The sequence below is a fragment of the Streptomyces sp. ME02-8801-2C genome (assembly GCF_033793965.1).
Lineage (GTDB): Bacteria > Actinomycetota > Actinomycetes > Streptomycetales > Streptomycetaceae > Streptomyces.
The window spans coordinates 56,932-70,053 of record NZ_JARAXP010000015.1; the positions used below are offsets into that span (position 1 = coordinate 56,932).

At 68.3% G+C, this 13,122-nt stretch carries 12 protein-coding genes; 11 read left to right on the forward strand and 1 reads right to left on the reverse strand.

All coding sequences use genetic code 11. The features are described from left to right. The first annotated feature begins 47 nt into the window (after nt 1-47). From PV396_RS35475 to PV396_RS35500, 6 genes are all read left to right on the forward strand, one after another. The gene (locus tag PV396_RS35475; protein ID WP_319211776.1) at nt 48-401 is read left to right on the forward strand and encodes a DUF3817 domain-containing protein; all 354 of its coding nucleotides are present in this window, start codon (nt 48-50) and stop codon (nt 399-401) included. Further along, the gene (locus PV396_RS35480) at nt 398-691 is read left to right on the forward strand and encodes an MTH1187 family thiamine-binding protein (RefSeq protein WP_319211778.1); all 294 of its coding nucleotides are present in this window, start codon (nt 398-400) and stop codon (nt 689-691) included. The genes PV396_RS35475 and PV396_RS35480 overlap by 4 nt, the downstream gene beginning before the upstream one ends. A 144-nt stretch (nt 692-835) precedes the next feature. After that, nucleotides 836-2,584: a cellulose synthase catalytic subunit gene (locus tag PV396_RS35485; RefSeq protein WP_319211780.1), complete on the forward strand. Its 1,749-nt coding sequence runs from the start codon at nt 836-838 to the stop codon at nt 2,582-2,584. Nucleotides 2,585-2,587: 3 nt separating this feature from the next. After that, nucleotides 2,588-4,570 carry a kelch motif-containing protein gene (locus PV396_RS35490; RefSeq protein WP_319211782.1) on the forward strand — a complete coding sequence of 661 codons (1,983 nt, stop codon included), beginning with the start codon at nt 2,588-2,590 and terminating at the stop codon, nt 4,568-4,570. Between the two features lie 84 nt (nt 4,571-4,654). After that, complete coding sequence (locus tag PV396_RS35495; protein ID WP_319211784.1) at nt 4,655-5,164, forward strand: MarR family transcriptional regulator; 510 nt, start codon at nt 4,655-4,657, stop codon at nt 5,162-5,164. A gap of 77 nt (nt 5,165-5,241) precedes the next feature. Then, entirely contained in the window at nt 5,242-5,580 is a 339-nt protein-coding gene (locus PV396_RS35500; RefSeq protein ID WP_319211786.1) for a DUF3817 domain-containing protein, read from the forward strand. Between the two features lie 17 nt (nt 5,581-5,597). Here the strand turns inward: PV396_RS35500 and PV396_RS35505 are convergent, their stop codons facing one another. Further along, entirely contained in the window at nt 5,598-6,215 is a 618-nt protein-coding gene (locus PV396_RS35505; RefSeq protein ID WP_319211788.1) for a TetR/AcrR family transcriptional regulator, read from the reverse strand. A gap of 181 nt (nt 6,216-6,396) precedes the next feature. Here PV396_RS35505 and PV396_RS35510 point away from each other — a divergent pair, with 181 nt between their 5' ends. From PV396_RS35510 to PV396_RS35530, 5 genes are all read left to right on the forward strand, one after another. Next, complete coding sequence (locus PV396_RS35510) at nt 6,397-7,377, forward strand: tetratricopeptide repeat protein (protein ID WP_319211790.1); 981 nt, start codon at nt 6,397-6,399, stop codon at nt 7,375-7,377. A 681-nt stretch (nt 7,378-8,058) separates the two neighbouring features. Next, a complete protein-coding gene (locus PV396_RS35515) occupies nt 8,059-8,706 on the forward strand; it encodes a DUF6230 family protein (RefSeq protein WP_319211792.1) in 648 nt (215 codons plus the stop codon). A gap of 100 nt (nt 8,707-8,806) precedes the next feature. Then, on the forward strand, nt 8,807-9,442 hold the full coding sequence (locus PV396_RS35520) for a DUF6114 domain-containing protein (RefSeq protein WP_319211794.1): 636 nt from the start codon (nt 8,807-8,809) through the stop codon (nt 9,440-9,442). Next, nucleotides 9,432-10,898, forward strand: coding sequence for a hypothetical protein (locus tag PV396_RS35525; protein ID WP_319211796.1), 1,467 nt, complete (start codon nt 9,432-9,434; stop codon nt 10,896-10,898). The genes PV396_RS35520 and PV396_RS35525 overlap by 11 nt, the downstream gene beginning before the upstream one ends. 838 nt (nt 10,899-11,736) lie before the next feature. Beyond that, nucleotides 11,737-13,083, forward strand: coding sequence for a hypothetical protein (locus PV396_RS35530; RefSeq protein WP_319211798.1), 1,347 nt, complete (start codon nt 11,737-11,739; stop codon nt 13,081-13,083). The last annotated feature ends 39 nt before the right edge of the window (nt 13,084-13,122 follow it).

Here is a 13,122-nt window from a genome sequence, read left to right on the forward strand (position 1 = left end):
TGAGTAACCCCCTGAGCAACCCCCGAGCGACCCACCGAAGGTGACCCGTGGACATCAAGACCGCCTCCGCCCTCCGCCGACTGCGGCTGGTCTCGGCCCCCGAGGCCGTTTCCTTCCTTCTCCTGCTGGTCTGCTCGGTGCTGAAGCGGACCACGGACTTCAACGCGGTGCCCGTCATGGGCATGGTCCACGGCATCCTCTTCGTCCTCTACGTGATCTTCTGGGCGGACGCCTGGAACCGCGCCAAGTGGTCCCTGAAGACCGCCGCCCTCTACTTCGTCCTCTCCGTCCTGCCGACCGGCGGCTTCTTCGCCGAGCGCAGGCTGCGCCGCGAGGCCGAGCACGCCGTCAACGCGGCCATCGCCACCCGGGTCCGCCAGGAAGAGGCCTCCAAGTCATGATCGTCGCCTTCTCCGTGACGCCCCTCGGTGTCGGCGAGGACGTGGGGGAGTACGTCGCCGACGCCGTCCGCGTCGTCCGGGACTCCGGGCTCCCCCACCGCACCGACGCCATGTTCACCTCCGTCGAGGGCGACTGGGACGAGGTCATGGACGTCGTCAAGCGTGCCGTCGCCGCCGTCGAGGAACGCGCGCCGCGCGTCTCCCTCGTCCTCAAGGCCGACATCCGCCCCGGAGTGACCGACGGTCTGACCTCCAAGGTGGAAACCGTGGAGCGCCACCTCTCCCGGTAAACGGGCACGCCGAACCCGCACGGTAAACCGGCTTCGCCGCTCACTCACCCATCCGCACTCACCCGTACGGACGCATCCAGTTCGACCAGCCGTCATATCTCCACTTTGGTGGGGATATCGGCTCGTTCGATCCCTGGAGGCGCTGTGCGGCCGGACGGCTACGACTACGACACCCACAGCCGACTGGCCGGGCCCCTCACCGAGGTACCGGCCGGATCCCCCTACCGCGTCCGGTACACCTCGCTCCTCTCCCGGGAACCGCGCCGCATCCGGGCCGTCCTCCTGATGACCCTCGCGCCGCTGCTCACCGGCACTCTGCTCGTCTACCTGGTCTGGCCCACCCACTGGGTGGAGCGCGAGGGCGGCAGTGCGTGGATGGTGCATCTCGACATCGTGATGCTCATGGCCATCGGGCTGATCGAGCTGTTCATGCTCGTCAACGTGGTGTCCATCGCCCACGCCACCATGGTCGCCCGCGACCCCGTGCCCGTCGTCCCCGAGCCCGGCACCCGCGTCGCCTTCCTCACCACGTACGTCCCCGGCAAGGAACCCCTCGCCATGGTCCGGGCCACCCTCGAAGGCGCGACCCGGGTCCACCACACCGGCACCCTGGACGTCTGGCTCCTCGACGAGGGCGACGACGAACAGGCCAGAGCGCTCTGCGTCGAGCTGGGCGTACGCCATTTCACCCGGCACGGGGTCCCCGAGTGGAACCGGGCCAAGGGCGTCCACAAGGCCCGCACCAAGCACGGCAACTACAACGCGTGGATCGCCCTGCACGGCGACGAGTACGACCTCTACGCCTCCGTCGACACCGACCACGTTCCGCTCCCCGACTTCCTGGAACGGATGACGGGCTTCTTCCGCGATCCTGACGTCGCCTTCGTCGTCGGCCCCCAGGTGTACGGGAACTACACCCACCCCGTCACCAAAGCCGCCGAGTCCCAGCAGTTCCTCTTCCACGCGCTCATCCAGCGCGCCGGCAACCGCTACCGCGCCCCCATGTTCGTCGGCACCAACAACGTCGTACGCATAGCCGCCGTCAAACAGATCGGCGGGCTGTACGACTCCATCACCGAGGACATGGCCACCGGGTTCGAACTGCACCGCCGCCGCAATCCGGTGACCGGGCGCCACTGGCGGTCCGTGTACACGCCCGACGTGCTCGCCGTGGGCGAGGGGCCCGCCTCCTGGACCGACTTCTTCACCCAGCAGACCCGCTGGTCGCGCGGCACGTACGAGACCCTCTTCAAGCAGTACTGGAAGGCCCCCTTCACCATGCCCCCGGGCCGCCTCTTCTCGTACACGCTGATGCTCGTCTACTACCCGATGACCGCCGTCAACTGGTTCCTCGGCATTCTGAGCTGCTTCCTCTTCCTCTGGTTCGGGGCCTCCGGCACCCAGGTCGCCGCCTCCGTCTGGCTGATGCTCTACAGCGACGCAGCCGCCCTCCAGATCGGGCTCTACCTCTGGAACCGGCGGCACAACGTCTCGCCCCACGAGCCGGAGGGCTCCGGCGGGCTCGCCGGCATGGCGATGTCGGCGCTCTCCGCGCCGATCTACCTGAAGTCGTTCGGCGCGGCCCTGCTCCGGCGCCCCTGCCGGTTCGTCGTCACGCCCAAGGGCGGGGACGCCAGTCCCGACCGGCTGCTCACCTTCCGCGTCCACCTCTTCTGGGCCGCGCTCCTCGCGACCTCGCTCGCCGCCTCCATCCACCTCGGGCACACCCATGCGGCCATGCGCACCTGGGCCGTCCTCGCGATGGTGATCTCCCTTGCCCCGGTCGTGGTGTGGATCGTCACCCGGGTCAAGGACCGCACGCCGGCCGACGAACCGGCCGTCGCCACGAACACCGTCGCCTCGGTCTCCGGCACCCCGACGGGAGGCAACTAGGCCATGGCCGCACAGCTGTCGAAGAAGACCCCTGCGCCCCGCACATCCCAGAAGGCCAAGAAGACTTTTCTGGGCATCGGAGGTGTCGCCCTCCTCGCCGGGCTCAACGCCCCCGCCGTGCTCGGCTTCGCGAGCGAGCGCTACCACGAGTACAAGATCGCCCAGCCCGGCTACCGGGCGAAGTACGGCTCCTGGAGCGCGGTCGACATCCCGAAGCAGTTCCGTACCAACGCCATCCACGCGGCCCTGCTGCACACCGGCAAGGTCCTGATCGTCGCGGGCTCGGGCAACGAACAGAAGAAGTTCGACAAGGGGTCCTTCGACACGATCCTCTGGGACCCGAGGACGGACACCTTCAAGAGGATCGCCACCCCCGACGACTTCTTCTGCGCCGGCCACGCCCAACTCCCCAGCGGGCGCCTCCTGGTGGCCGGCGGCACCGCCCGCTACGAGCTGCTCGACGGCGAGGTCGAGCGGGCCGGCGGCGGAATGCGCGTCAAGAACGAGAACCCCGACAAGCCGATGCGCCTGAAGAAGGGCACCCGGTTCCGCTCGCCCTCCGGGGTCGAGTACGTCAGCAGGTTCGACGTCACCGTCCCCAAGGCCAGGCGCACCCAGAAGATCACGTACGACGCGGCCGGGGTCATGCGGCCCTGGGTGACGAAGGTCGTCCCGAGCGAGGCGCGGGTCTTCGTCGAGGCGGCGAAGGCGGGGCCCGTGTCGATCACCGCCAAGCAGGCGCAGTACGAGATCGTCGGTCTGAAGGGCAAGGACGCCGACAACACGTACGGCCTCTCCGAGAAGATCACCATGGACAAGCAGGACTTCCAGGGGATCCGGGCCGCCTACGAGTTCGATCCGAGGGCAGAGAAGTACATCCCGGTCGACCCGATGGACAAGGCCCGCTGGTACCCGACCCTCGTCGGCCTCGACGACGGACGGGTGCTGGCCGTCTCCGGTCTCGACGACGTCGGGGCGATCGACCCCGGCGACAACGAGATCTACGACCCGAGGACGAAGAAGTGGACCCCGGGCCCCAAGCGCTACTTCCCCACCTACCCCGCCCTCTTCCTCACCAAGGGCGGCAAGCTCTTCTACCCGGCCTCCAACGCCGGTTACGGGCCCGCCACCAAGGGCCGGGCGCCGGGCCTGTGGGACCTGGAGAAGAACACCTTCGAGAAGGTGCCGGGCCTCACGGACGCCGACGAGACCGAGACGTCCGCCTCCGTCCTCCTGCCGCCCGCGCAGGACCAGAAGGTGATGATCCTGGGCGGCGGAGGCGTCGGCGAGTCGAAGAAGGTGACGCGGCGCACGGCCGTCGTCGACCTGAAGAAGGACAACCCGGTCTTCGAGGCCGGCCCCGACCTCCCCCAGGGCACGCGCTATCTGAACAGCGTCCTCATGCCGGACGACACGGTGTTCACGTCCAACGGCTCCACCGACTACCGGGGCCGCAGCGGCAGCAACATCCTCAAGGCACAGTTCTACGACCCCAGGGCCAACGTCTTCCGTGCCGCGGCCTCCCCGAAGGTGGGCCGCAACTACCACTCCGAGGCGCTGCTGCTGCCCGACGGCAGGGTCGCCACCTTCGGCTCCGACCCGCTCTACGACAACCAGCAGAACACCAAGCTCGGCCACTTCGAGCAGCGCATGGAGATCTTCACCCCGCCCGCGCTGCACAGGAACGGCAAGAACCGTCCCGTACTGGGTGACGGCCCCCAGGAGACCGACAGGTACGGCCGCGCGACCTTCGCCACCGCCCACCCCGAGCGCGTCTCGAAAGCCCGGCTGATGCGCCCCAGCGCGGTCACCCACACGACGGACGTCGAACAGCGCTCCATCGACCTTCCCCTCAGCAAGGACAGCACCTCGGTGACCATCGACGTACCGAAGGACCGCACCCTCGTGCCGCCCGGCTGGTACATGCTCTTCGTGACGGACGCGAAGGGGACGCCGTCGGAGGCGAAGTGGATCCAGGTGAAGTGAACCGAAGTGAAGGTGAAGTGCGGGGTCGGACCGAAGGGCGAGACGGGGCTGACCACGATATGACCGGCCGGTAAGGTCTCGTCCGTGCCGAAGCCGCTCAGTCTCCCCTTCGACCCCATCGCGCGTGCCGACGAACTGTGGAAGCAGCGCTGGGGAAACGTCCCGTCCATGGCCGCCATCACCTCGATCATGCGCGCACAGCAGATCCTGCTCGCCGAGGTCGACGCGGTGGTGAAACCGTACGGTCTGACGTTCGCGCGGTACGAGGCGCTGGTGCTGCTCACCTTCTCCAAGGCCGGTGAGCTCCCGATGTCCAAGATCGGCGAGCGCCTCATGGTCCACCCGACGTCGGTCACCAACACGGTCGACCGCCTGGTGAGGTCGGGCCTGGTCGCCAGACGCCCCAACCCGAACGACGGACGCGGCACCCTCGCCACGATCACCGAGAAGGGCCGCGAGACCGTCGACGCGGCGACCCGCGACCTGATGTCGATGGACTTCGGCCTCGGTGTGTACGACGCGGAGGAGTGCGCGGAGATCTTCGCGATGCTGCGGCCGTTGCGGGTGGCCGCGAGCGACTTCGCCGAGGAGTAAGGGGGGGAGTCAGCAGGCGGGAGGGGGTGCCGGGGCCGCCGGAAGATCGCCGGAAACCGGCGGTTACGCTCATTCCCATGAAAAAGAGCGTGCTGACCCGCTACCGCGTCATGGCCTACGTCACCGGTGTGCTGCTGGTTCTGCTGACCCTCGGGGTGTTCGCCAAGTACGTCCTGGACGTCAAGGGCGCGGACGGTTTCACCAGCGTCGTCGGCATCGCGCACGGCTGGCTGTACGTCGTGTACCTGGTGTTCGCCTTCGACCTGGGCTCCAAGGCGAAGTGGCCGGTCAGCAAGCAGCTGTGGGTCCTGCTCGCCGGCACCGTCCCCACGGCCGCGTTCTTCGTGGAGCGCCAGGTCACCCACGAGCTGGCGGTGCGGCTGGAGAAGCAGGCGCCGGTGGACGCCAAGGTGTAGCCGCTGAGGCGTGAGCGCTACGGGTGTCGGCCCAGCCCCAGCACCAGTACCCGAGTGAACGCCGCCGCCCATTCCCGGTCCACCGGCTCGGCGCTCACCAGTGTGCGGTGCACCACCGCGCCCGCCACCATGTCGAAGATCAGGTCCACCGTGCGGGCGGCCTCCTCCGGGTCCGTCTCCGGGGGGAGTTCGCCGCGCTGCTGCGCGCGGGCGCGGCCTTCCAGGACCAGGCGTTTCTGCCGGTCCACGATCGACGCGCGGATGCGCTCCCGCAGCGCGTCGTCGCGCGTCGACTCCGCGACGACCGCCATCAGGCCGCTCTTCGTCTCCGGGCGGACCAGGATCGCCGCGAACTGGAGGACGCAGCCCTCGATGTCGGCGGTGAGGCTGCCCCGGTCGGGCATCTCCAGTTCGTCGAAGAGGGCCGCGACCGCGTCGACGACGAGTTCGTTCTTGCCGGGCCAGCGGCGGTAGAGGGTCGTCTTCGCGACCCCCGCGCGCGTGGCGACGTCCCCCAACGTCAGCTTGGACCAGCCCAGTTCGACCAGGGCGTCCCGGGTCGCCGCGAGGATCGCCGCGTCCGCGGTGGCGCTGCGAGGGCGTCCCGTACGGCCGGCGGGGGTACGGCTCTGCATGGCATGACCATAACCGGCGGTTCCGGCCCGGTGTGGCCGTGAGGTAGGTCACTCGGGAGTGGTTCCCAGTGGCTCGCGACTCCCGTTACGCTACGACTCGTAGCGTAAGCGGCGTCCATCGACCGGGATGCTTTTCACAGGCCCTTTCACATGTGCGCGCGGGACGGGGGAGGATAGACGCATGCAGCCACGGAACATGTCCATGAGCGGGGTCGTCGACCTCGCCGCGGTGAAGGCGGCCCAGGAGGCCAAGTCGAAGGCGGAGCAGGCTCGCGCCGAAGCCGCCCGGCAGGGCGGGGGAGGGGCCGTCTCCCCGGCCGACCTCGTCATCGACGTCGATGAGGCCGGGTTCGAACTCGACGTCCTGCAGCGGTCCACCGAGGTGCCCGTCGTCATCGACTTCTGGGCCGAGTGGTGCGAGCCGTGCAAGCAACTGAGCCCTGTCCTCGAGCGGCTGGCCGTCGAGTACAACGGGCGCTTCGTCCTCGCCAAGGTCGACGTCGACGCCAACCAGATGCTGATGCAGCAGTTCGGTATCCAGGGGATCCCGGCCGTCTTCGCCGTCGTCGCCGGGCAGGCCCTGCCCCTCTTCCAGGGCGCCGCGGGCGAGGCGCAGATCCGGCAGACCCTCGACCAACTGGTGCAGGTCGCCGAACAGCGCTTCGGCCTCACCGGCCTTGTGGTCGACGCGGACGCCGAGCCCGGCGACCGGCAGGCCGCCGCTCCCGAGGACTTCCCGGCCGGGCCGTACGACGCGCTGCTGGAGGCCGCCGTACAGGCCCTGGACGCGGGGGACTTGGGCGGTGCGGTGCAGGCGTACAAGAACGTGCTGAGCGATGACCCCGGGAACACGGAGGCCAAACTCGGCCTCGTGCAGGCCGAGTTGCTCCAGCGGGTGCAGGGGATCGACCCGCAGCAGGTGCGCAGGGACGCCGCCGAGAAGCCGAAGGACGCGGACGCGCAGATCGCCGCCGCCGACCTGGATCTGGTGGGCGGCCATGTCGAGGACGCGTTCGGCCGGCTGATCGAGACGGTGGGGCGTACGGCGGGGGACGACCGGGACGCCGTACGGCTGCGGCTGCTGGAGCTGTTCGAACTCGTCGGCGCGGACGACCCGCGGGTCGCGGCGGCCCGGCGGGCGCTTGCGCGGGCGCTGTTCTGACGGGTCGGTCGGATGGTTGACGGGTGCGCCGCGCGCCGCCGTTCGATCAGTGGTCTGACCTGTCGCTAAACATGTCGGCGCGTGTTGTCCGCGTGAAGAATTTGCCGATCGGGTGTCAATGCGGCCGCGCTTTACCAAATCTTGGTAATCGCGGCCGCTGTTACTTGGAGTAAGTCAGAGGCGTCCCGCTGTCGGGATTGCGGTGAGAAGCGGGCGGTTTGTCACCCCCCTTGACGCCACCCAGCGTTGTCGAACAGCATCCGCGGGTCGCCATGCGGTTATCTGCCCGTTACTAGCCAGTAACGAACCCCCTTGTGCGGGCGGCGAGAATGCACCACGATCGGCGACGCTCGGTCCTATCCCGTACGCCGACAGCCAGTCGGCCGGACGGGAGTTGTTGGGTCCCCACCGGGCAGAGCCGGCGGCAGTGGCGCCGGCTCTCGGACAGGGGGGTCTTCGCCTTCTGGTGGAGCCTGTCCGGCAAGGTTGTGCGTGATGTGCGTCAGGCGCGACCAGTGGTTGTCACTCGGGGGTGATCGCCGGTGATTCGGGCGCTGTTCGCGCCGTCGGGCGCAGGCGCTCTCCTTACCGAGGACGTAGCACTTCTCCCATCCCTGCCCGGCTGAGCCGCCGTCATGGGGCAGTCAGGGCCAGGAGATGTACGTCCGAGAAGGAGGAAATATGGAGTCCCAGGTGCGTGGCGGGACCAGATGGAAGCGTTTCGCTGTGGTGATGGTGCCCAGCGTTGCCGCTACGGCATGTATAGGTGTTGCCCTCGCGCAGGGTGCTCTCGCCGCTTCGTTCAGTGTGTCTGGTCAGTCCTTCAAGGTGAAGGCGAGTCAGCTCGACGGTACGGGCTTCTCGCAGTACGGGGCGATCGACAGCGGTTACACCCTGTCCGGTGAGAAGACCATTCACCCGGTGGCGGTCTCGGCGTTCAACACGGCCGAGATCACCAACATGTGCCAGTCCGTGGTCACGCCGAACATTCCGATCCTCGGATCGGTCACCCTCCGGCTCGAGGCCGGCGGCGGCGGTACCCCGGTCAAGGCCGAGAACCTGTTCATCGACGTCGAGGACCTGGAAGCGAACGCTACCTTCCGGGGCATCGACATCGGTGTGGCCGCCGGTTCCTTCACCAAGGGACCGAAGGTCAAGGCGGATGAGATCAACCAGAAGCAGGCGAACCCGTACGGATTCGGCCAGCAGGCGGAGTCCGCGACGCTCACCGACGTGAAGCAGACGGCGTGGGCCACCACTGCCGGAACCTTCAAGCTCAGTGGCCTCTCGATGAAGCTGTCGAAGGGCACAGGCGCCGAGTGCTTCTAGGCGCTCAGTGACGGGCGGGGCCCGATGGTGCCCCGCCCGTTCGCTCCTAACACCGCAGTAACACTCATCACGGCAACACCGCTCCAGGGAGCTGTTTTCCATGAACGCCGAGTCGCCCGCGCAGGACGAGCACTATCTCCACGTCTTCAAGCGGAAGTTCCGCGACTGGCGGGGCACCCGTCCCTTCTGGGCAGGCCTCCTGGTCCTGCTCGCAGGCTTCCCGATCATGTACTTCCCGTACTACAGCCTCCAGATCGGCCATCTCACGATGGCGATGTCGACGACGGCGGGCGCGGGATCCCTGATCATCGGTGTGCTGCTCGTCGTACTCGGCATCAACCTCTGGTTCCAGAAGCACGTACGGACCTTCGCCGGCACCGCCGCGATCCTGCTGGGACTGGTGTCCCTCCCGGTCTCCAACTTCGGCGGGTTCATCATCGGCTTCCTGCTGGCCCTGATCGGTGGCGCGCTCGCCATCGCCTGGGCGCCCGGAGTGCCGGAATCGAAGTACGGGGAGCCCGTGGGCCAAGGGGTGAACGCCGTCCCCGCCGCCGAGACCTCCGAGGTCCCTGTGGCCGCCGAAGCGACCGCGACCACCGCGACCAACGGCGGAGCGGACCCGGTGGCGGAGCCCAGCGGGCTGAACATGAGCAAGTCGGACGAGCCGTACGAGCCGAACGATCTGTCAGGAACGAGCCCGGTGAACGGGGCGAACGGGAGGCACAGTGCCGGCTGACGAGGTGACCCACGGGACTGACGTGGACACGTCCCGCGGGAGAACCGGGCCGCGGCATGCGGCCCCGAGGAAGCCGCTGTTCACCAGGTTCCATGTACCGGCCGGCAAGGCGATAGCCCTGGCGGCGATGCCCACCGCAGTGCTCATGGGCATGGGATTCACACCGACGCTCGCCAACGCCGACGACCAGCCGGCGTCGAACAGCCAGCAGGCCGAGGAGTACAAGGCCTGCGTGGCGGCGATGGAGGACGACGCCTCGACGTCGACCAGCCAGACTCCGTCCGCCTCGGACAGCACGAACACGTCCGACGAGGACTCCGACGAAGCGAAGCCGACCCCGTCGGCCACCGCCGGGGACTCCGCGTCGGGCGACGACGACTCGGCCTCGGGTTCGGACGGCTCTTCTTCGTCGGATTCAGGTTCCGACGACGAGGCCACGCCGACTCCGGCGCCGTCCGCGAGCACACCCGTGTCCAGCGGTGCCACCGGCGGCGACAGCGCCGGTGACAGCGACAAGGCCACGCCCACTCCCTCGGCGAGCGCGAGTGCGCCCGAGGAGAAGAGCCCCAACCTGCTGGAAACCATCGGCGACGCGATAACGGGCATCTTCACGGGCGGGGACGAGGACTCGTCGTCCGACAAGACGGCCACGGAGTCGGAGGAGTCGAAGGCGACGGACGATTCGGCCGCGGCCGACACCCCGGCGCCGACCGCGTCGCCTACGCCGAGCCCGAAGACGGCCGACAAGGACACGGCCGCCAAGGACACGGCCGCCAAGGACACGGACAAGACCACCACGACGGTCAAGAACTCGGCTGCGAAGGTCACCGAGGTCCTCAAGGACACCACCGAGAAGGCGTCCAAGGCGGCCGAGGGCACCCCCGAGGCGGCCGAGGACACCTCGACGGCCAAGGACGCCACGAAGGCGGCAGAGGCCGTCACGGCGTCCCCGAGCGCCTCGGCGAGTGCCACGCCGGACCCCGACGACTGCCCGGCCGCCACCGACGATCAGGGCGGGGTCGACAACACGATTCGGCTGCCCGACGACCCGTGGACGCTGAACGCCAGTTCGCTGCTGCTCAAGGGCGCGGACTACCAGGGCATCGTCAAGGTGCGCACGGCCGGCGGCACGGTCAAGGAGGTCCTGAAGTACGTGATCTCCGGCGGCACGGACATCGGCGACCTCCACCAGACCGTCAAGGACAGCCTGGCCGGCAAGACCTACCACGTGCAGGCGGCCAAGGGCTCGACGTCGACGATCACCGACGGCAAGACGATCATGTATACGGAGAGCATATCCGGCAACCTGTTCGGCCTGATTCCGATCACGTTCGACCCGATGAACCCGCCGCCGTTGAACATCCCGCTGATCTACTTCACCAACGTGAAGGTCACTCAGGCCGGCCAGTTCGGCGGCACGCTGACGGTCCCGGGCCTGCACCAGTACACGACCTGAGCTTCACCACCCTGTTCGGGAGCCGCACCGAGGACTGTGGCCCGGCCCATCGCTGTTGGCGAGGGTCGGGCCACAGGACTGTGCAGGCGGCAATGTCATGATGATCAGGTCCCTGCTGAGCGACCGTCAGGTTCGAGGGCGCGAGGCCGCTGAGGCATGCTGCCCTCGCCGCATCCTTCGGTCGGCTCCCTGATCAGAACGGGGACTCCATTGCGCTCCAAACCCCCAGGGACACCCAAACCCCTGCTTCCACTCTCTCGTTTGACCGGGCGTCTGCTCCCGCCGATGCTCGTCATGGCCGTAGTGGCCGGGGTGGGTGTCAGTAACGAGTACACGGCACCGCAGACCGAGCTGGCCGCTGATTACGACTGGTACGAAGACATCGCCGCCGAGCAGTTGCGGCAGGACCAGTGCCTGATGAGTGATGTACTGCGGTTGGGCGGGCCGGCCATGACCGCCACCGCGAAGGACGGGCTCAACCAGAGTCCGGCGCGGCTGCGGGAGTTGGCAGACCGGGACTACTGGGCGGGGACAGTGGGCGGAAAAGACCGAGTTCCCGATCACCGGCAAGTGGGACGAGTACGAGTCGCTGGGCACCATCTACAAGGCCAGCGGTCCCCCGGAGGCCGCGGGGAACGGAGTGCGAGTGGTCTTGAAGAGACTCCCGGGCAAGAAGGGCCATGAAGGCTTCATCGTGTTCAGTTCGTTTCCGTTGCCCAAGTCGCCCTAGGGACACCAAGACACACAGCGTGAACGGTTGAATCCACCGCGGGTGGGTCCGTCCCTGCAACGGGACGGACCCACCCGTCGACGTCTCTCGAAGGCAGGGCAATGCACCATGGCGAGACAGCGTGAGCAGTACGGCATTCTCTACGAGGGCGACTTCGGCCTCAGCGCACTCGCCGAAAAGCTGTCCGTGACGACCGGATACCCCGACGAGACGCAGGCACTGCGCCTTGCGTCCGAAGTCGCCGCTGCCGCCGAGGGCGAGGGCGCGGTCGAGCTGGGCGTCGACGTGCGCTGCCTCCTGGACGCACCATTGCCGGACGACATCATCCGCACAGCGTGGCTCGCCGCCGCGCGCGGGCGCTTCGATCCGGCGGCGTGCGAGTCGGGCGTCCGAGGCTGGCTGCGCCGGCTCGCCGAGCGCTGGCCGGAACACGAGCGCAGGCAAGCCCACGGACAGTGGGATGTCCGACCGGGCATAGAGGAAGAGGAACTACGCACGGCTGTCGGCGCGGAGATCCGCGTATCGGCGGGCACGGTCGACCAAGGCGTTGCCGAGAGCGACCACGTCGCGCTGCCGTCCGGTGCCGTCGCCGAGTCGTTGGAGGCGGTCGCACGGCAGGGTGATGGCGACCTCGGGCTCCGGCTCTTCCTGCGCGTGTTGAAGGAGTACGACGTACCGGTCGACAAGGAGCAGTACGGCCGTCTCATGGCCTTGGACACCGCCCTCGGCCTTCCCGGGCCGCTGGTGTACGACGGCCTGAACGTGCTGTGGCCACCTATCGACACGGCGCGCCGCGACGCCTCGGGCGACTTCGGTCTTTCAGCGCTCACGTCGTGGTTCGAAGGGGGCTGGCAGGAGAGCACCGCACGCGAACGTGTCCGGCAGGCCGCGGCCGCCGACGACAGTGCGCAGACCCCGGGCTCGGCGGCGGCACTGTTGCTCGCGGACGCAGGCCGCCTGCTCGACTCCTCATTGCGCACTGAGACGATCAAGGTGCTGTGGCTGTCCGCCACGGGCCGGGGCTACAACATCGACCACCTCGGTACCGACGCGAAGGCCTGGCTCCGGTTGATCGAAGGCGTGTGCGAAGAGCGTCTGAGGGAGATCGCCCCCCAGTACCGCCATGCCGGACCGTCTGACCGGAGCGACTTTCATACCGACATCCGGAGCGCCGTGCTACGAGCGGTCCGGGAGGCTGCACCCCTCCTGAAGGAGTCCGTCATCAGCCCGCACTGGGAGCCGATTCCCGGCGCGACCGCGTTGGCCGCCGTAGAGGAGGTCGTCACCGACGTGGATGCCGACCTCGGATTCCGGCTCTTGCTGCGGTTGCTCGACGTGGTGTCCCCGTCCCTTACCCAGGAGCTATACAGCCATTACCAGGCGCTCGGCAGACGGTTCGGCTACGGAGAGGACCACGTCACCGGGAAACTGGAGCAGCTCGTACGGCAAAGCTGACCGCCGGACGGTAGTGCGGGACCGGGAGGGAGGTAAGTA